This window comes from Paenibacillus nasutitermitis (assembly GCF_014641075.1).
Classification (GTDB): Bacteria; Bacillota; Bacilli; order Paenibacillales; family Paenibacillaceae; genus Paenibacillus_Z; species Paenibacillus_Z nasutitermitis.
In genome coordinates this window covers 1-18,060 of the sequence record NZ_BMHP01000021.1, presented here as the reverse complement: position 1 = coordinate 18,060, position 18,060 = coordinate 1, and the positions used below count along the sequence as shown (strand labels likewise).

Annotated in this window: 14 protein-coding genes and 1 pseudogene; 2 read left to right on the top strand and 13 right to left on the bottom strand. The window is 44.8% G+C overall.

Going from position 1 to position 18,060, the window contains the following annotated elements; translation table 11 throughout:
* Positions 1–184: pseudogene (locus tag IEY46_RS36695) on the top strand (sigma-70 family RNA polymerase sigma factor); the annotation flags it as partial.
* A gap of 75 nt (positions 185–259) precedes the next feature.
* The gene (locus tag IEY46_RS35935) at positions 260–847 is read left to right on the top strand and encodes a dihydrofolate reductase family protein (RefSeq protein ID WP_189001160.1); all 588 of its coding nucleotides are present in this window, start codon (positions 260–262) and stop codon (positions 845–847) included.
* Between the two features lie 324 nt (positions 848–1,171).
* Here the strand turns inward: IEY46_RS35935 and IEY46_RS35930 are convergent, their stop codons facing one another.
* The 13 genes from IEY46_RS35930 to IEY46_RS35870 all read right to left on the bottom strand — a co-directional run bounded on the left by IEY46_RS35930 (position 1,172) and on the right by IEY46_RS35870 (position 18,047).
* The gene (locus IEY46_RS35930) at positions 1,172–2,464 is read right to left on the bottom strand and encodes a mechanosensitive ion channel family protein (protein ID WP_189001158.1); all 1,293 of its coding nucleotides are present in this window, start codon (positions 2,462–2,464) and stop codon (positions 1,172–1,174) included.
* Between the two features lie 170 nt (positions 2,465–2,634).
* Positions 2,635–3,318, bottom strand: a complete 684-nt coding sequence (locus tag IEY46_RS35925; RefSeq protein ID WP_189001157.1) for a Crp/Fnr family transcriptional regulator — start codon at positions 3,316–3,318, stop codon at positions 2,635–2,637.
* Positions 3,319–3,441: 123 nt separating this feature from the next.
* Positions 3,442–4,191, bottom strand: coding sequence for an ABC transporter ATP-binding protein (locus IEY46_RS35920; protein ID WP_189001155.1), 750 nt, complete (start codon positions 4,189–4,191; stop codon positions 3,442–3,444).
* Between the two features lie 23 nt (positions 4,192–4,214).
* The gene (locus IEY46_RS35915) at positions 4,215–5,882 is read right to left on the bottom strand and encodes an ATP-binding cassette domain-containing protein (protein ID WP_189001153.1); all 1,668 of its coding nucleotides are present in this window, start codon (positions 5,880–5,882) and stop codon (positions 4,215–4,217) included.
* Positions 5,879–6,877, bottom strand: a complete 999-nt coding sequence (locus IEY46_RS35910) for an ABC transporter permease (protein ID WP_189001152.1) — start codon at positions 6,875–6,877, stop codon at positions 5,879–5,881. The genes IEY46_RS35915 and IEY46_RS35910 overlap by 4 nt, the downstream gene beginning before the upstream one ends.
* Positions 6,864–8,510 carry an ABC transporter substrate-binding protein gene (locus IEY46_RS35905; RefSeq protein WP_189001149.1) on the bottom strand — a complete coding sequence of 549 codons (1,647 nt, stop codon included), beginning with the start codon at positions 8,508–8,510 and terminating at the stop codon, positions 6,864–6,866. Before IEY46_RS35905 ends, IEY46_RS35910 begins: the two co-directional genes overlap by 14 nt.
* Before the next feature lie 57 nt (positions 8,511–8,567).
* Complete coding sequence (locus IEY46_RS35900; protein ID WP_189001146.1) at positions 8,568–9,173, bottom strand: hypothetical protein; 606 nt, start codon at positions 9,171–9,173, stop codon at positions 8,568–8,570.
* The gene (locus tag IEY46_RS35895; RefSeq protein ID WP_189001143.1) at positions 9,170–9,820 is read right to left on the bottom strand and encodes a phosphate starvation-inducible protein PhoH; all 651 of its coding nucleotides are present in this window, start codon (positions 9,818–9,820) and stop codon (positions 9,170–9,172) included. The genes IEY46_RS35900 and IEY46_RS35895 overlap by 4 nt, the downstream gene beginning before the upstream one ends.
* The gene (locus IEY46_RS35890; protein ID WP_189001139.1) at positions 9,817–10,341 is read right to left on the bottom strand and encodes an FmdE family protein; all 525 of its coding nucleotides are present in this window, start codon (positions 10,339–10,341) and stop codon (positions 9,817–9,819) included. Before IEY46_RS35890 ends, IEY46_RS35895 begins: the two co-directional genes overlap by 4 nt.
* 359 nt (positions 10,342–10,700) lie before the next feature.
* Positions 10,701–12,416 carry an S-layer homology domain-containing protein gene (locus tag IEY46_RS35885; protein ID WP_189001137.1) on the bottom strand — a complete coding sequence of 572 codons (1,716 nt, stop codon included), beginning with the start codon at positions 12,414–12,416 and terminating at the stop codon, positions 10,701–10,703.
* Positions 12,417–12,468: 52 nt separating this feature from the next.
* The gene (locus tag IEY46_RS35880) at positions 12,469–13,212 is read right to left on the bottom strand and encodes a stalk domain-containing protein (protein WP_189001135.1); all 744 of its coding nucleotides are present in this window, start codon (positions 13,210–13,212) and stop codon (positions 12,469–12,471) included.
* Positions 13,213–13,321: 109 nt separating this feature from the next.
* Complete coding sequence (locus IEY46_RS35875) at positions 13,322–15,346, bottom strand: LuxR C-terminal-related transcriptional regulator (protein ID WP_189001133.1); 2,025 nt, start codon at positions 15,344–15,346, stop codon at positions 13,322–13,324.
* Positions 15,347–15,563: 217 nt separating this feature from the next.
* Positions 15,564–18,047, bottom strand: coding sequence for an S-layer homology domain-containing protein (locus tag IEY46_RS35870; protein ID WP_189001100.1), 2,484 nt, complete (start codon positions 18,045–18,047; stop codon positions 15,564–15,566).
* Between the last annotated feature and the right edge of the window lie 13 nt (positions 18,048–18,060).

Here is an 18,060-nt window from a genome sequence, read left to right as displayed (position 1 = left end):
GATTACGGCGAATGGGGGTTATCCTGCTTTCGCACAGTATGTGCCAAGCGGTGAAGACGCTTACTTGGTACCCTGGGGTATTCACATGATTGAAATAAAGGACAAGCAAATATACCACGTCCAAAATTTCATTAATACAAAATTATTTTCCCGATTTGGGCTTCCTGCACAAATACACCGATGAATATCGTAATCTAATTTCGTCTAAATAAATGAGAAACAAAATTACGATGATCAAAGATAGAAAGGATGTTAGTTCATGCGTAAAATCATTCTATTCATTCACAGTACTATTAATGGAGTTGTCACTGGCGACCCAAGCGAGGACAAAACCAACTGGGCGGTCTGGAGAAATAGCGCTGGCATTGAGGAAGGTTCTCAGTATCTATTAAATATTTTCGAGACAGCGGATACCCTTTTGCTTGGCCGCGGAACCTACGAAGACCTCTCTGGAAAATGGACGAATACTCGAGGGTCCAAACTGGGTGATAAGATAAACAACGCCCACAAACTCGTTGTAACAAGCGCCCGCCCGATCGACAATCTAAAATGGGGAGAATTTGAAGCTCCAAAACAATTGACCGGCAGTCATATAGAAGAGCAAATTAAGGACCTAAAAAATGGTGACGGTGGCGACATTGTTATTTTAGGTAGTCCAACGCTCGTGCGATCACTTGCAAACGCAAATCTTATTGACGAATATAAGATCGTCATGCACCCGGTTGTGGTCAACGTAGGCGAGCATTTGTTTGACAATCTTAAGGTGCAGAAGGAATTCCATCTCGTGGATGTCAAAGCACTTAAGGTTGGTTCCCTCTTGGTAACCTACAAACCCGCTAAAGCTTAGCTCAACCGGGCAAATCATTACTGTCAACACAAACAGCTACCCCGTTGATAAAGTGCAATGGACCGTCAACCTATACTATAATTGATTCAACACACAGTAGTTCCATACGTCCCAAAAATGAAAAGACAGTTAAGCTTGAACGCCTAACTGTCTTTTCATTAGTTGAACCAATTCGTGGAGGCGAGGGGAATTGAACCCCTGTTTCGAAAATAACGCCACACAGCTTTTCGCGAGTGTAATCACAGTCTTCTGCAGCCCACCACGTTGTATGCCCTTTTATTAAGGTTCGTACAACTAAAGAAAAAATCTGTTATGAGAATACTCCTACTCACCCTCGTCAGCTGTCTGCCGTTTTTGATTACGCTCATCTAATGATTCTATTGCATTGCGTTCAATGCCAGAAGCAATATCATATCCCGTTGGATTTTGGAAAGCACGAAGCCCAAACGAAGGAGCAACGGCAAAAATATGATCAAAAATATCTGATTGTACGGATTCATATACAACCCAATTTATATCGTTAGTAAATGCGTAAATTTCAAGCGGCAAGCCGCTATCTCCTGGAGCTAACTGTCTAACAATAAGCGTCATATCCTGATGGATTTTCGGATGATGCTTAAGATATTGCTGAATGTACACACGGAATACGCCGATATTCGTGAGCTGTCTGCCGTTCACTTTACTGGATTTATCGATGTTACGCTCCTCATTATAATGCTCAATTTCATTTAATGCGGTCGCTATATAATCACTTAAATAATGAATCTTATTATACGCTTTGATCGTTTCCTCTGAGCAGAAATGGATACTGCCTGTATCGATAAAAATACTGCGTTTGATTCTTCTGCCGCCCGATGTCTGCATGCCACGCCAGTTTTTGAAAGAATCTGAAATTAAAGCATAGCTCGGAATCATCGTAATCGTCTTATCAAAATTCATAACCTTAACCGTATTCAATGTAATATCAATAACATCACCATCAGCATCATACTTAGGCATCTCAATCCAATCTCCTACACGAACCATATCGTTCGATGACAACTGTACTCCGGCCACTAAACCCAGTATCGAGTCTTTAAAGATTAACATCAAGACAGCAGACAAGGCACCAAGACCACTTAGAATAATGAACGGGTTTTGCCCAATGAGATTCGAGATGACAGTAATCCCGCCAACAATAAAGAGCGTTATTTTTACAACCTGAATATATCCTTTTATCGGTCTGGCCTTGGAAACGGGAAATGTTCGATAAATAATATCAAATGCATTCAGTAACGCATTTATCACCACTAAAGTAACGACAATAATATACGTTAATGCAGCCTTCTCGATCAGGTTTTGATAACTAGGAAACATAGAACCCGCAAAGTAAATAATGATCGCAGGAACGATGTGCGATATATGATGAAAAACCTTTTTCTCTAAGAGAACATTATCCCACGTTACCTTATTGCTCGTAATAATTCGGACAATAATCTGGAGAACTATTTTTTTCGCGATAAAATTTGCTATGACACAAATTGCTGCTATTAAAACAACCATAATGACAGCAGATAGATGATCAACTTGCTGAGGGTTTGCTCCGTATCTTGTTAGCTGTTCTTGTATGAATTCCATTGCAACCTCCCCTATACGTATTCTAATCTTAGCATAATTCATTTCATCATTTTAATTAATGAGAAAGTTATTAATTAGACATAACAAACAATAACACCATCCTCATGCGGACGGTGTTCAAGGTAGTGGAGGCGAACCGTAAGAAAGTACCTGATTTCACAACTAAAAACTCAATGGGAGTCGAGCATATTTCGAACTCTATCCATGCTGCACACGATTATTTTCTTCTGATCAATGCGTATCAATTGCTCGTTTTGCAGTTCTAGCAATAATTTTGTCACGGTCTCGCGCGCCGTTCCCATCATATCTGCCAAGTGCTGATGCGTTAGCTTCAAATCAATTAACATCCCATCGGCAGAGGGAACGCCATGTTGTTCTGTTAATCGCAGCAACATACGGGCAATGCGCGTGCGCACGTCGAGAATAGTCAAGTCCGTTATTAAATTATTGGCATCGCGCAGACGATCCAAAGCCGTTCCCAAAATGCCAATTAGTATTTCAGGCCTGCTTTTTACTAAAGGAATGAAATGCCGTTTTTTCAAAACGCATAAGGTAGACTTCTCTATGGTCCTTGCGGAAGCAGAGCGTACTCTTTCATTCTGCAGCAACGCCATCTCCCCAAAGAAATCGCCTTCTCTAAAAATAGAAAGGATCACATCCCTGGAGCGGTTATCTTGATAAATTTGAACAACTCCGGATATGACCAAATAAAGCTCATCCCCTTCATCGCCTTCAAAGAAAATAGACTCGCCCTTTAAAAAAGTGCATTTGGTGCATAATTTGGAAATTTCGGCTAAATATTCATCATCAAGATGCTCAAATAGCGGAAAATCTCGTAATAACTGCGGATTCATCTCGGTGCCTCCCCTCATAAAGTTATATTGATTATAGCATTAATAATCGCGATATTATGAAGAGCAATGAAATACCACACGGGATGAGACAATGGGCAGTGGATCCGGTTAATAATCACAGGTCTACTGAAATGTCGACGCGCGAAGCAAGGCTTTCGTATATTCAGACGTAGGTGCTGTTAACACAGCTTCTACATCCCCCATTTCTTGAATAGTGCCATTTTTCATCACTGCAACATGATCAGCAAAGCCTGAAATGGTTTCTAATCGATGGGTAATATATAAAATGGACATCCCTTCAGAACGTTTCAAATCAAGCAATAGTGCAAGTATTTCTTCTTCGATGGAAGGATCTAACGCTGAAGTAATCTCGTCGGCAACGAGCAGTAAAGGAGACATCGATAAGGCTCTAGCCATTGCAATTCGTTGCTTTTGTCCACCTGAGCATTCAGAAGGATAACGTTCAAGAAAATCGTTAGACAGCTTTACCTTCTCCAGCAGCTCTTCTGCTCTAACGAGTGCTTTTCTCTTTGGATAGCCGCTTAAGCATAAGGGCTCAATAATAATGTCCTTCACACGCCAATAGGGATTCATAGAACGATCCGGATTCTGGAATACAAGCTGAATCCATGAAGCAGGCATATCCTTCTTCAACGCGCGAAGCTCTTCCGACCATTGAATTAAGCCGCTAGTGGGCTGCTGTAAACCCACAATCAATTCAGCTAAGGTTGACTTTCCAGACCCGCTCTCTCCAATGAGGGCAAATATTTCATTCTGCTGTATGGTTAATGAAACCTCATCGACAGCTTTCATGAGTGTCCCTTTTTCTGCTCCTGCAAAATGCTTAGACACCTTTTCTACACGCAGCACCATCTTCACTCCCAGCTTTATGACCCTTAGGCTAATTGATGCTTGAGTTGATTAAGTTGCTTTCCTCTACTTACATATCGCTCCTTCAGATCCCCTACAACCTGAAATCCATCTTGCAGGACGATGATCTCATCAGAAATATGCAGTGCAGCAGGAATATCATGTGTAATGAGTAGAAGCGTCATATGATGTTCCTTTACCTTACTAACAAGCAAATCAAATACTTCTCTTTTTACAATCGGATCGAGTGCACCTGTTGGTTCATCTGCAATTAATACTTTAGGCTTATTAACAAGTGACAAGGCAATTAGCGCACGACTGAGCATTCCTCCACTCAACTGGTGCGGATACAAAGAAAGCACATGCGGTTCCAGTTGAACTTCAGCCAATGCTGCAATAGCAGCTGTCTGTTTGTGCTCCTTTGTTGCTTGTAGGCGCATCGCTTCATAGAACTGCCGACCGATTGTCATGATGGGATTAAAGCTATTCCTCGGATCTTGAAAAATATAAGCCGCATCTACCCAGCGCTGCATCGCGCAAGGCTCATTGTTCGAGTAGATCGGGTGACCATTAATGAGCACATTCCCTGTTACAGCCTCATGGGGCACCAGTCCATAAAGCGTTCGTGCCATTGTCGTCTTGCCGGAGCCCGATTCACCTACTAATGATGTAATGCTGCCTTGCTTCACCTCGAAGGAGATCGGATGAATAATCGGTTTGTCCCCGTACGTTATACTTAAATCACTGACAACAATTGCTGCCGACAGCTGTGAACCAGCTCCTAAATGACAGCCTAAATCTTCCCCTTCAATACAAGGCGATTCACAACCTACTTCTTGTTCAGCCGCTTTCACGGTTATGACACGACTCTCTTTACGCTTTAAGGATGCCGCAAAGCGGTTACCTGTCATGCGACTTTCACCGACAAGTGCAAGTGCTATCGTGACAAAGAGAATCGCTAATCCAGGAGGAACGATCATCCATTGCCATGCATCCGTAACAAATGTTTGCGTGCGTGAGAACGCATCCTGCAGCATTTTCCCCCAAGAGACCGTGCTTGGATTTCCAATACCTAAGAAGGATAAACTCGCTTCCATAGCTACTGCCGAACGGAACGAAAGAATAAATTTGGTTCGTACCAGAGGCCATACAAAAGGAAGTAGATGCCTACGTAGAATATATATCGTACCCCCGTTATAGAGCTGAGCAGCTTTAACAAACTCTCGTTCCTTCAATGAAAGAACCGATGAACGGATGAGCTTCATATAGCCCGGCCAAGTGAGGAAGCCTAAAGTCAGAATTAATTGCCATGTACCGCCGCCAGTAAAAGAAGCCACAATTAAAATCAATAATAAAGAAGGAAGCACAAGCAGCATATTCGCAAAACCATTCAACAACGGATCTAATCGTTTGGAATACCCGGCAAGCAAGCCAAAGCTGGCACTTAAGAAAGTACTAATGACCGTAACCATCAAGCCAATATATAACGTCGTTCGAGCGCCATACACCAACTGACTGAAAATATCTTGGCCGATCGCATTTGTTCCCAACAAATACTTCATCGAGGGCGGTAACAATCGCTCGCCATCAATCGAAAAAGGAGAATTCGACGTTAACATTGGACCGAATATCGCTACGAGTACAAATGCACTGAATAAAAGAATACCGATACGCTGTGACCAGGTTAGCTTCATTCCAGCTCCCCCCTTCTCGCAGCTGCTCGAATACGCGGATCCAACCTTGGATAGATCATGTCCGCAATGAAATTAAGGACAAGGACAAATAAGGTCATCATTAAAAACAAACCATGCAATAACGGATAATTCCGTCCCATAATCGCTTCTTGAAGCAGCTTGCCGATACCAGGGTAGGCGAATACTGTCTCAACCAACACTGACCCTGCCAGCAATCCACCCATTCGAATGACAATCATCGTAACAAGAGGCAGCGCAGCATTACGAGCAATATGCGTAAAGATGATACCTTGTGAACCTACCCCTTTGGCAGAAGCAAACTCGATATAGGACTCATTACGCACACGAATCGCTTCGTTACGCATAAGTAAATATAAGCCTGCTATGCTTCCGATTGTCAGCGTTAGAGCAGGAAGTACAGCATGTTTGGTAATATCCAGCGCATGAACCCACCATAGATCTGATCGAAAGAACGCCGTCTTTGCGCCGCTAAGCGGAAACCATTGCAGCTTTACTGCCATGGCAATTAATAAAACCATACCCAGCAAAAACTCAGGAATCGTACTTAAACTAAGCATAGATAGAAATAAACTGCGATCCGTTTTTCCAGGAAAACGCCATGCAGAATACAGACCGATCAATAAACCGATAAGAATAGAAAACATACTCGCCAATCCGACGATAAGCAGCGTCCAAGGTAAACGATCGATGATCACATCAGAGACGGGTGCTTTATGAGTAATCGATAATCCAAAATCAAACGTAAACATACCTTTCATGTATTTCCAAAATTGCACGCCTAATGAATCATCTAAATGATAGTACTCAAGCATTGCCGCCTTTTGTGCCTCGGATAAGAATACTACGCCTTCTTCGCCGCCACCTGTAATATATTCGACTGGCCCCCCCGGCAAAAACCGGGGAAGCCAGAAGTTAAGCATCAATACGAATACCAGAACGAGCAGGTAAGAGACGTATTTATTATTTTTCAACATTTACGAAGACAACCTTGTTTTCCCAAAGTGGCATTCCATCCGCGATTCCTCCGTACGTATTCTTCCATTTATCAAATTTATCGGCATTATGGATTTCGTAGAATGGACGGTGATAGAGCACAAGAGTAGGCAGCTCTTCAGCAAGAATATCTTGCATTTGATCTATAATTTCTTTACGTTTCATTTCATCCAGCTCCTGCATTTGTAAGTCAGCAAGCTCATGGAACTCACCAAGCTCCAGGCTTTTGCCGCGAGAAGACCACATATTAGCAGCTTTCCCAGAGAACCACAGACGAAGATAATCTGCATCGCCACTAGCTCCGATATGTCCAGTTAATGCGATATCGTATTTGTTCTCACCAAGAGCTACAGCGAATGCTGCCGAATCAAGCTGAACAAGGTTTAATTCAATGCCTACTTTCTTCAACATCTCCTGCATCATGACAGAGTCCTGCATAGTCGATGAGGTCATGAGATTTAATTTCAAATCTTCACGCATCCCATTCGCATTCTTCGTATAACCAAGCTCATCCAGAATACGTTCGGCTTCAGCTGTATTGTACTCATATTGTTTAACCTCTTCGTTATACCAAGGAGAATCTGTAGGAACAACACCTGCATTACCTACCATCGGCTCTCCACCTGTGATTTTGCTGGAAATTTCAGTGCGATCCAGTGCGTAAGCTATCGCTTGGCGCAGACGTTTGTCACCTAGCTGGCTATGCTCCATGTTGAAGGAAATCCGAACGACACTGCCTGCGGGTTCACTCTTAATCGAGCTGAGCCCAGCTGCTTCAGCGGTTTGAACATCCCCATAACCCGCTGTATACATGGCATCGATTTCACCATTTTGTAGCGCCAGAAGCTTGTTAGACACAGCTACGTAAGCAATTTCTTTAACGATTACTTGACCTTTGAAGAAGTTTTCATTCGCTGCATATAAATATTGACCAGAGGCCGAATCATACTCTTCTAATTGGTAAGGACCTGTACCCACTAAAGCTGCATCTTCACGATATTCAACCGGGTTCGTTACCGTAGCCCATACATGCTCTGGGATGATCGGAACGATCCCTACAAGATCACTTAAGAATGGGGCATATTTATTATTCAAATGGAAAGCTACTGTATAGTCGTTGATCTTCTCCACAGATTTAATCTGGGTAATATCTCCGTTCCAGTTGAATGGATAGGTTTTGTAATAGCCGAAGCTAAATACAACATCATCCGCTGTGAATTTTTCACCATCATGCCATTTTACGTCTTCTTCTAATTGAAAGGTGTACGTCAGACCATCTTCAGAAAGCTCCCAGGATTTCGCAAGCCATGGAATAACACCCGTGTCATCCTTCCAGGTCAATGTATCAAAAATAAAGGAATTTCTTAAATAACCGAAAGGACCAGAATTGCTAAAAGCAAACGGAGATGGATAACCGCTGTCACCACCTGCGATTTTCAGCATACCAACCGTTTCAACCGCAGCATCTGTTACAGGAGTTACATCTGAAGAGGCAGAAGCTTCTGGGCTTCCATTTGCATTTTTATTACCGTTATGATTACCTGTACATGCCGTGAGCAGCATGATTGCACAAAACATCAACATCATCATTGATTTCTTAGAAAGGTTAAACATCGTATGATCTTCTCCTCTGTGATTATCATTCTCAATTGGGTCTTAAAAAAAAGGACACTATAGGCGTCCATCTGCTAGCCAGGGCAGAAATCCATTCAAAAACTGTTCGGTTGCCGGCATAAAATAAGAACCGAAATGATACTCAGGATCAAGGGTTGTCAGCATTAATGTTCCACCTGTACTCTTCTTGTCGATATATAGGATGGAGCCATCATTTTCAACTTCAATAAGTGATTCCACTTCGTGTGTTGGGAGAAATACACCATGATAATGCCAAGTTGCATCCGCCAGCGATATATAATTGAACAAGTCATGCTCTGGCTTCGTTATCACAAGCCCACTCTTCGCTCCTGGCTCAAGCCACCACCAAAAATTCGTCGGACGAAACTCCCAATTATGATTCGAAAACCAGCTATGATGCTGCGCTCCCAGAGCAACGACAATTTTGCCACTGTCAAGGAACGCATGAATTTGCTTTAAGTGATGGGTTACTTGTCCTTGATGAAGCTGTGAAGGAACGATTAACACATCGAACTTATGTAAATCCACATCTGCAAGCTTCGGTAAATAGACAAGCTCAGCAATATACTGCTTATATTTCGGCTCCGTAAAACTACGGTGTTGATGCGAACTTCCCGAGTAGAGCACTGCGATCTTTCTCATGCTTGTACCCTCCTTCGCCCAACTGCCTCATGCTCCTCGTATAGGAAACGTTGAAACTGATCGCCAATACGGCCGGCAGTATTTTCCTGATGACGATACTTCAATAAATTACGGCCCGCATGAACGACGATTGTGCCTTGCGTACTCGTTCGGTCAATATACGTTATGGGCTCGCCACCTGGAAGCTTAAGCAGCACTTCAGCTCCTTCAGGTATGGGATGATGACCACGACTGAAAAATCCGGAAACCCCTTTATTAGATGTGATATCCTCTGACTTTACGCCTTCAAAAATCGGATGATCGAGTACAGTCACTACATAATCTAAATGAGAACGAATCGTTTTCGGAACAAATAAGGATGCACCCGGAATCCAATGCCTGAACAAATGTCCACCGAAGAACAAGATATTTCCTGCATCTAAAAAGGTGTGGATTTGATCCTTTTGCTGAAGCAGAAGCTCCTGATCAATGAATTCATCAAGGATCAGAAATTTGTGGCCGGCTACAACAATGTCATAAGTGGGCAGCTCATACTGATCCAGAATCTTCGTATTCGGGTCTTCCTGCCCGTTACGAACGGTTTGCTCACTGAAGCTCGCTCCAGAGTCCAGCACAAGAAAGTCTGCCTTTGCTTGAGGCATGCTCATGACAGTCTCTTAACCTCCAATAACTCATCTTGGGGAAGAGCTAATGCACGTTCACAGAGCGTAGCTTTTAAATTCTCGTTTGCCGCTTTATCCTCAGCTGTCATCGTACCTTCACGACCTTTTTTCAAATAGTCGTAAAATACGGCAGGCAAGAAATCTGATTTCAATGAAACCTCTACAGCGGCACCCTTGTCATCGGAAATGACATATGCATAGGATTGTGCACGATAAGGATCGTACTGTGCTGCCGGATATTCTACATCTACCGTGTATGCACCACGGGTAACCGCACGCGTCGTATATTCAAAGGCATCACGAAAGCCTGGTCCAGCATGACCTGAACGTACGGATAAGCTGCTGCGTTCGGGCGCTTCTTCATTGTATAGCTCTGCCAGCGCTGCTTGTACGACACGAAAGCCTACACCGATCGCCATTAAAGCGAGATTGCCATGATAATTACGAAGCTCCGGAAAATGTAACGTAAGAACCTCTCCACGATCTTTTATTTTGATGACTGACATATGAAACACCTCTTTAGCGGTTTTATAGCAAATCCGAATTCTTATTAGTAATGATAATCATTATCAGTATTATAACGTTTTTGATCATATCACTATTGAGAACTATTATCAATGTTTATTTATGGTAACGTTGTACTTATTATTTGCACAATTATATCCGACTGGAACGACTCCTGATTCTTTCCACACAAAAACCCGACCACTTGCGGTCGGGTCTCTCGTGGCACCACCTATAGTGAGGCGGAGGGATAACATGAAGAAGGAGCAGTATGATCTGCACTTCAAGAAGCACGAACTGGATCCCAAAATGGTGCTCCGATGGGCTAGAGAGCTGAGCCAAAAGGATCTCGATCAGTATTTTATTTCCGAACCCCCAGCATTCTGACGATGGCCGATGCGGCTTCTGCGCGGGTGGTAAGTGCTTGCGGCGCGAATTTGCCCTCCGGCAGTCCTCCGACAATGATGATACCGGTCTCCTCCGCCTTGGAAACGGCGGGTTTCGCCCATTTGGGGATGTCTGCATCATCGGCTAAGCCGGTTTGCTGCTCCTCACCCATTGGAAGACCGGATGCCCGGACGACCATAGCGATCATTTCCGCATGGGTGATGTTTGCATTGGGCCGGAATGTGCCGTCCGCATAACCGCTAATAATACCAAGTTTGACAGCCTGCTGTACCGATTCCACCGCCCAGCTTCCAATTTTGTCTTTATCCTTGAAGACGAGCGCCATCCCTTCGTCTGCCGGCTTCACTCCTCTCATGAGCATACTCGCAAACTCTGCCCGGGTGACGCTTCCGTCAGGCCGGAATGTTCCATCCGGATAACCGGACACAATGCCGCTCGACACTGCTTTCGTGATCTCATCCCTTGCCTGATGTCCAGCAAGATCGGATAGTTGGATCACTTGTAACTCCTGCGGCGGTGATTCTGCCTTCCCCATAACTGTCACCATGCATGTATCTGTGAAATTACCAGCCTCCGTCTTTACAGTAATTTTTGCAATGCCCGACGATTTGCCCGTCACCTTGCCCGTACTGTCCACTTCAGCGACCTGGCTGTTATCGCTGCTCCAGGTGACGTTCCGATTGTCTGCATGGGAAGGCGTAACCGACTGGATTAACGTTTGGCTTGCCCCTTCTTCCAGGGCGATGGCCTTTTTGTCCAGCTTGACGCCGCTTACCGCTGCTTTGTCCAAATCCCCAAGCTTGAGGTTAAATTTCTCCAAATATTTTAGAGCATTCAGATTTATCGTGGTATCGGGATCAGGCTTGGGTTTGTCTTTTGGAGTGTTCAACTCTGGAATCAGGATCGGCAGTTCTTTGTATACGTCCGAAATCTGGAACGGAACCTTCGTCTTGACGGTCGCCCAAACGATTCCCGGAATCAGCTCTTCCGGCAAGTTGAACTGATCAATGACCGGGGTTAACGAATAAACGTAGATCGTGCTTTTCGATGTATTCGTCTTCTTATCCGTAAAGCTGAGAGGGCCGACATGATCCTTCGTACCTGGCACATCGAATATTTTGTCACCGTCGGGTCCGGACCGGGAAATCCGGTAATACGATTCCATGTTGGAGCGGTCCTCCCAACGGAGCGTGACTGTCCCGTCATCGTTCGGTGTTGCTGTAAAATCTGACGGGTCTCCCGGCTGCAATACCTTGTAGGGCCCCATAACCCTTATGGAAGAGCTCATAGAGCCGATGACCGGATTGAAATACACACCGTAACGAAGCTGAATGGAGACTAACTGTGAATCAATAGGGAGTCTAAAGGCTCCGTAACTCCTGAATCCGTTCACACTCTCAGAAATGGGAATAGGAAGCCAGGTGGCTCCATTATCGGCCGAATAATCCAGCCAGGGACGCTCGACTCTGGTTGAAGGAGCTTTATCAGAATTAAAGGAGACACTGTAAAGCTTTCCGGCTACCAGATGGGTGGCAACACTATTAGCGTCCTCATCTATTACATAAATACTGGTAATCTGCGCGGCATGCACAGGCTGTATCGGCCCTACGGAGCAAAAAGACACCAGAATGGCCAACACCAGCATAAACACCTTACTAGCTACCTTCAAGGTGAATACCCTCCTTGTTGCGCTTCTATAAATCCAAGTGCTGCTGCGCCCCCTACTTACCGACTGGAGTTTCACCGTTATCAAAATAAGACGTATCTAAAATCCTCGCATATATATATGGATTTAACAAATGGCTCTGTACATGGATTTTGACTTTTTCCAAGCCTTCCACGTTGAAGATCAGCTGTTTAACACCGTCTTCCGGACTTACAGCATGCATTTCCAGAACCGTATCCGCTGTGTTCGCCGCCAGGTCCGATGCGTTATAAAGCGAGAACTCCACTTCATGTTCTCCCGGGCTTACGACTGCCGCATCCAGAACGAGCCGCTTGTATTTACGATCAATTGTAAAATATACATCCCCATACTGTTCGATCTGTAAAATATCCTTATACTGTGTGCCATTTATGAGTGTTTCTTTAGGGTTTTTTGATTGAATGACATAATTGTTGTCGATCTCCATCGGCATGGAAAATATCGGCGTTTTTGCTCCGGGCCTTGCGCCGATATAAATTTTTTGACTGGCAGAATCGTATTCAATCGGTGTTTTGAGTGCTTCTGCCAAGGCACGAACCGGCAAGTAATTTGTGTTGTTATATACAATCGCACTCAGCTCTTTACCGGATGCATCTGTCGGCTTCCAGCGTTCTCCATGCAGAATGAACGAAACGCCCTTGTTGAAAAAAGCTTTGATCGGTTCAAGATTAGCTGCCGCATAAGCAGAACCAAGAGTATTAGAGAGCATGGCAGCAGCAAACAGAACGATCATGATCGATTTCTTCTTTAATACCTTCATCTTCCATTCACCATCCTAATATAAAATCATCATATCTGAATGGTATCATGGTATAAATCCAAGCCAATATTAGCCGAAAGTTGTAATTCGGTAGCATAAAAGTGGTAATTTAATTCCTATACTTATTCATGAGTTGTATCCGGCTTTTAACCTGAAGCTTCCCGAAGATATTGAAAACATGCTTCTTGATCGTCGCTTCGCTCAAGCAAAGTTCACCGGCGATTTCCGAGTTGGTGCGTCCTTTGATCAACAGCTTGACAACATCTCTCTCACGATTGGACAAAAGGAGAAGTTGCTCCTCTCCAACCACATTATCCTGTACGATTCCGAACGATGCGACCATTCTGTTCAAGTAGTCCAGGAGTTTTTTTCCTCTCGTATCCAGGATAAAGTACGGCGTTGGTATATGATCGTCATAATGGTAATGAACGACATCCTTCGCCTTCTCGAACCCCAAGCTTTGAAAGATGGAATGAAAGAAGGGATTCGCCGGGGCCGTTGTCACCACCAGACGGGCGGACAGCATATGGGTTATAAATAGGAGTCCTGCGGTCTGCCGCATCGTTAGATCAGCGTAGTCAACATCGATAAATTCAACGAAATACCCGGCGATGGAATCCTTCGGAGTTCGAAGTTCATGAAGTTTGGACCTGGATAGACTGGCGAAATAAGCGGAGTATGGCGGTTTGGATTCCAAAAAGTCCAAGGTTCCTTCATGGATCGGGACAATCGCCGACATTCCACATACCTTTCCCCCGGCATCCCGAATCAACTTGACGATATTCTCGTCCAAGTCGAACAGTTGTTGCAAGTGGACGTGTTTGAACCCATAGAGACTCTCGTTCTTCGTGATGAGATATTCATATCGTACGTCTGTTTCCATATCTGTATGTTGAATCCACACATCTTGAACGAACCGGCGACGGTTATCGATATACCGCTCCGCCTCCATCCAGTTCGAGGGATGAAGCGACTCCAATTGATAAGAGACAGCTTCTTGGTAAAACAATGTGCGAATCAACCGGTCTCCGATATAATAAACCCATTCCACGCTTTCCCATGAGATTAATTTCTTGTGGATCGATTCTTTGACATGGAGATAGTAATGCAACACGCAGCGTTTCCAAAGCCTGTCGTAGTATTCCGGCACTCGGTGGCGCATTTCGCGGACGATGGCGTCCCTCAGCAAATCGTGTAACAACCATCCCCTGTCAACCCTGCGGATAAAAGAATGTCCGATCAGTTTCAGGAATTGCTCCGTCGTCACTTGCTTTTCCAATATGAAGCTCAGCGTTTCCTGGTTAAATTGCCGTAAAACAGCGGCCGCCTCCACCAATTCGCGGATATCGGGATCCGGAACCTCTTTCAGCCAAGTTCTTACGACATACGGAAAAATTTCTTGTTCGTTCCGAAATGAATCGCTCGGCTGTCTTTGAGCCAGTGTGGTATACACGAATAGAGACAAGGTCAGGGGATGGCCTTTCGTATGGGTCCAAATATACCGAGTTTTCTCCTCCTGGGTGATGCCTGCAAGCGACAAATATTGTTTGACGGCTTCATACTGCAAATCGTCAAGCGGCAGCCTGTTAATCATCTGCCGCCAGGCCGGAGAGGTAATCCATGCCCCGTGCAAGGGCAGCCTCCCTGAAACGATCACCAAGACCTCCGGACTCAGATGAGTCAGGAAATCTTCCCGCAGCCAGTGCTCCAATTCGCCGAACTCTTCGAATGTATCCAGGGCGAGGACCAGCTTTCCCTGCACCGCGGCTTTCCGAATTTCGTCTGCGCAGAGTTCCGTCAGCAAGCGGATATCGGCCTGCAGTTTTTCCACTTGCAGGATCGGATAGCGCATCAAGCGCAACAAGTACGAACAGAACTCGAAGGGATTCCTCGGAAAGGCTCTGCTGTCTATGTTAATAAACGGGATATGGGCTTTCTCGGAGAGCCGGCGGAATTCATCGAGCAGGTAGCTTTTTCCTACGCCGCCCGTACCATAAAGATTGATTATTTCACCTTCTGAATGATCATTAGACAATAGCTCCAAAAACAAACGGATTTCCTGATCACGTCCTACGAGATATCGATGCTCCATTCGATCAATCTCTTGGGCTATACGCTGAGACGAATCCTCCATTGACATAGCGTCCTGGTCACCTCGCTTTGTGTATAGAATACTTTTATTCTATCCGTTCCAGTAATATCCTTTATTTAACAGCCGCTATCCTAATCCTATTCAGCGGAAAAAGTCCCTGTAGTCGAGATATGGAGCCAAAAATGGCGGTGCAAGGATGACCTCCCTGCACCGCCATTTCTTTATTTTGCCGTTATTCATTATGCGAGCTGTCTCATTATTAAATCAATTCCGCTTTTTGAAGAAATCGCTGAATGATTGCTGCAGTTTCGGCTCTCGTAATATTTTGCAGAGGACGCAGCTCACCTTGGTAACCGCCAATAACGCCCATTTCAATGGTTAACGCTGCAGCCTGATGAGCCCAAGAGGCCAATTGCTTGCTGTCTGCGAAATGGTTGATCAATTCTTGCTGCTTCGTTTGGTCAATCTCCTTATTCGGCTCCACAAGCTTCATTGCCCGGGATAAAATAACCATCGCTTCCTGTCTGCTAATCTTCTCATTAGGTTTGAAGGAACCATCGCGATGTCCGTCGACCAGCCCATACGAATACCCGATCTGGACTGCCTGATGATACCATGCTTTGTCCTCTACATCTTTGAAATAAAACGTCTTGTCAGCCGAGCTTAAGGCTAATGCTCTGATAATTATGGCCGTAAACTCTGCGCGCGTAATGTCGCCCTCCGGTAAAAACCGCTGCTCGTCTGCTCCATTAATGACGAGTCTTGATGCTAGGTCGTGGATACTTTCCTGAGCCCAATGCTTGGATACATCATGAAAGGTTTTTTGATTATAAATAAGTCCATAAATGCTATTGGTCCTGCTATTAAGGATCGCGTAATCACGCCCTTCTTCACGCACTAACTTCGTCGGGATATGAACAATCGTACCATCCGATAATAGCTTTACTCCCGTCGTAATACGTGCAGGATCTACCCCTTCGGGTAAAGCAAAGCGCCTTTCTACAAAAGCATCGAATAGATTCAATTCTACTTCCTTGTCTCCATGCAGCCCTTTTATAGAAAAACTTACCGGCGGGGTGACAAGTATAACCTGTCCATCACCCGAATTCTTAAATACAAATGCCGAGCTAGGCAGCTTACTCACTTCTAACTTGATCTTCATATCCTTCAGAGGGATATCGGCCCCTAATTGATTACGCCATTTATTAATGCTAACTTGAACTAAGGGAAGAGTATATACAACGTTTTCTGTAATCACTTGAAGGGTTGCATTATTGTTCGCTAACCTTTGCAGGAGTGCAGCGTCCATCTCCAAATTGACGGTATCGGAATCGTTATGAACCGTAATAGTAATAACTGGATTTGTCCCCAATTCTTTCAGCATTCCATCAAGTTGAGCTTCTTCCATTAAGACTGTTGTGACCTTTTTTCCTTCTATCATTTTAATATCAACTTTAGTTGCTATCTCTGACTTGCTCCCCGTACTAAGGACAACATCAGGACTGGAAGTGTTATCTGTGCTCCCCGTACTTCCAGAAGCACCACCGTTTGAACCCGCGCTTTCCTGGTAGGTAATGGAAGCCATGCTTGCCACACTAATATTACCTGCACCATCCCGGAATTGGACGTAAAGATTTTTCAATCCCGGGCTACCCGGTAAACTCCAGCTTTTCGCAGGCAATACGTTCTCCCAATTCAACCATGTCAGATTATCTTCAGAAAAACGCATTTCTGAAACGCCGCTGCCAGCGCCATCTGAAGAAGTCAAAGTTAATGTCACTGCTTTGCTGCTTGTTGTGGTTGCACCATCGTTTATGACGATTGTTCCAGTAGGAATCGTTTGATCCAGCTTAATAACGTCATGGATGGTTCCACTCACATTGCCAGCCTTGTCTTTAAACTGGACATATACCGTCTTCTCACCGTCACCCGTTGCAAGACTCCAAGCCTTAGTTGTTGCCGAAGGTTCCCAGCTATCCCAGTCGCTTCCGTTGCCGGAAAAGCGCATTTCTACGATACCGCTGCCATTATTTCCGTCGCTGCCAGTCAGAGTAAGTGCAGCATCTGTAACATTCGTCCATTCTGCACCCTCCTGAATAACTAACGTACCCGTCGGCGCGGTTGCATCGATTTGGAATTGAATGGTTGTTGCATTGCCTGCAGCATCTGTTACAACAAGCGTATACATACCATCCTGATCAATAATGGTGCCATGAGTATAGGCATTATCGTTCAACAACGCTGTCCCTTCGTTGAAATCGGGAGTTACCGATTTATAAACTTCGCCGTCCGCTACTCCCGTCACCGTTGGTGCTGCTGTGTCGATCATGAAGCTGACGGTCGTCACATTGCCTGCTACATCCGTTACAACCAGCGTGTACGCGCCATCCTGATCAATCTCTGTACCGCTTGTAAAAGCAGCTCCATTCAATGTCGCTGTTCCTTCGTTGAAACTAACAGTCACAGGCTCTTTATAACTCCCGCCGTTCGTTACTCCCGTCACCGTAGGTGCTGCTGTGTCGATCGTGAAACTGACGGTCGCCACATTGCCTGCTGCATCCGTTACAACCAGCGTGTATACACCGTCCTGATCAATCTCTGTGCCACTAGTAAAAGCAGCTCCATTCAATGTCGCTGTGCCTTCATTGAAACCAACGGTCACCGGCTCTTTATAAATCCCGCCGTCCGTTACTCCTGTAACCGCAGGTGCTGCTGTGTCGATCGTGAAGCTGACGGTCGTCACGTTGCCTACTGCA

Coding starts and splice junctions, on each gene's coding strand:
- IEY46_RS35880 (WP_189001135.1), bottom strand. CDS start 13,212: ATGAAGGTATTAAAGAAGAAATCGATCATGATCGTTCTGTTTGCTGCT.
- IEY46_RS35925 (WP_189001157.1), bottom strand. CDS start 3,318: ATGAATCCGCAGTTATTACGAGATTTTCCGCTATTTGAGCATCTTGAT.
- IEY46_RS35875 (WP_189001133.1), bottom strand. CDS start 15,346: ATGGAGGATTCGTCTCAGCGTATAGCCCAAGAGATTGATCGAATGGAG.
- IEY46_RS35895 (WP_189001143.1), bottom strand. CDS start 9,820: ATGAGCATGCCTCAAGCAAAGGCAGACTTTCTTGTGCTGGACTCTGGA.
- IEY46_RS35900 (WP_189001146.1), bottom strand. CDS start 9,173: ATGAGAAAGATCGCAGTGCTCTACTCGGGAAGTTCGCATCAACACCGT.
- IEY46_RS35930 (WP_189001158.1), bottom strand. CDS start 2,464: ATGGAATTCATACAAGAACAGCTAACAAGATACGGAGCAAACCCTCAG.
- IEY46_RS35915 (WP_189001153.1), bottom strand. CDS start 5,882: ATGAAGCTAACCTGGTCACAGCGTATCGGTATTCTTTTATTCAGTGCA.
- IEY46_RS35920 (WP_189001155.1), bottom strand. CDS start 4,191: ATGGTGCTGCGTGTAGAAAAGGTGTCTAAGCATTTTGCAGGAGCAGAA.
- IEY46_RS35905 (WP_189001149.1), bottom strand. CDS start 8,510: ATGTTTAACCTTTCTAAGAAATCAATGATGATGTTGATGTTTTGTGCA.
- IEY46_RS35910 (WP_189001152.1), bottom strand. CDS start 6,877: ATGTTGAAAAATAATAAATACGTCTCTTACCTGCTCGTTCTGGTATTC.
- IEY46_RS35890 (WP_189001139.1), bottom strand. CDS start 10,341: ATGTCAGTCATCAAAATAAAAGATCGTGGAGAGGTTCTTACGTTACAT.
- IEY46_RS35935 (WP_189001160.1), top strand. CDS start 260: ATGCGTAAAATCATTCTATTCATTCACAGTACTATTAATGGAGTTGTC.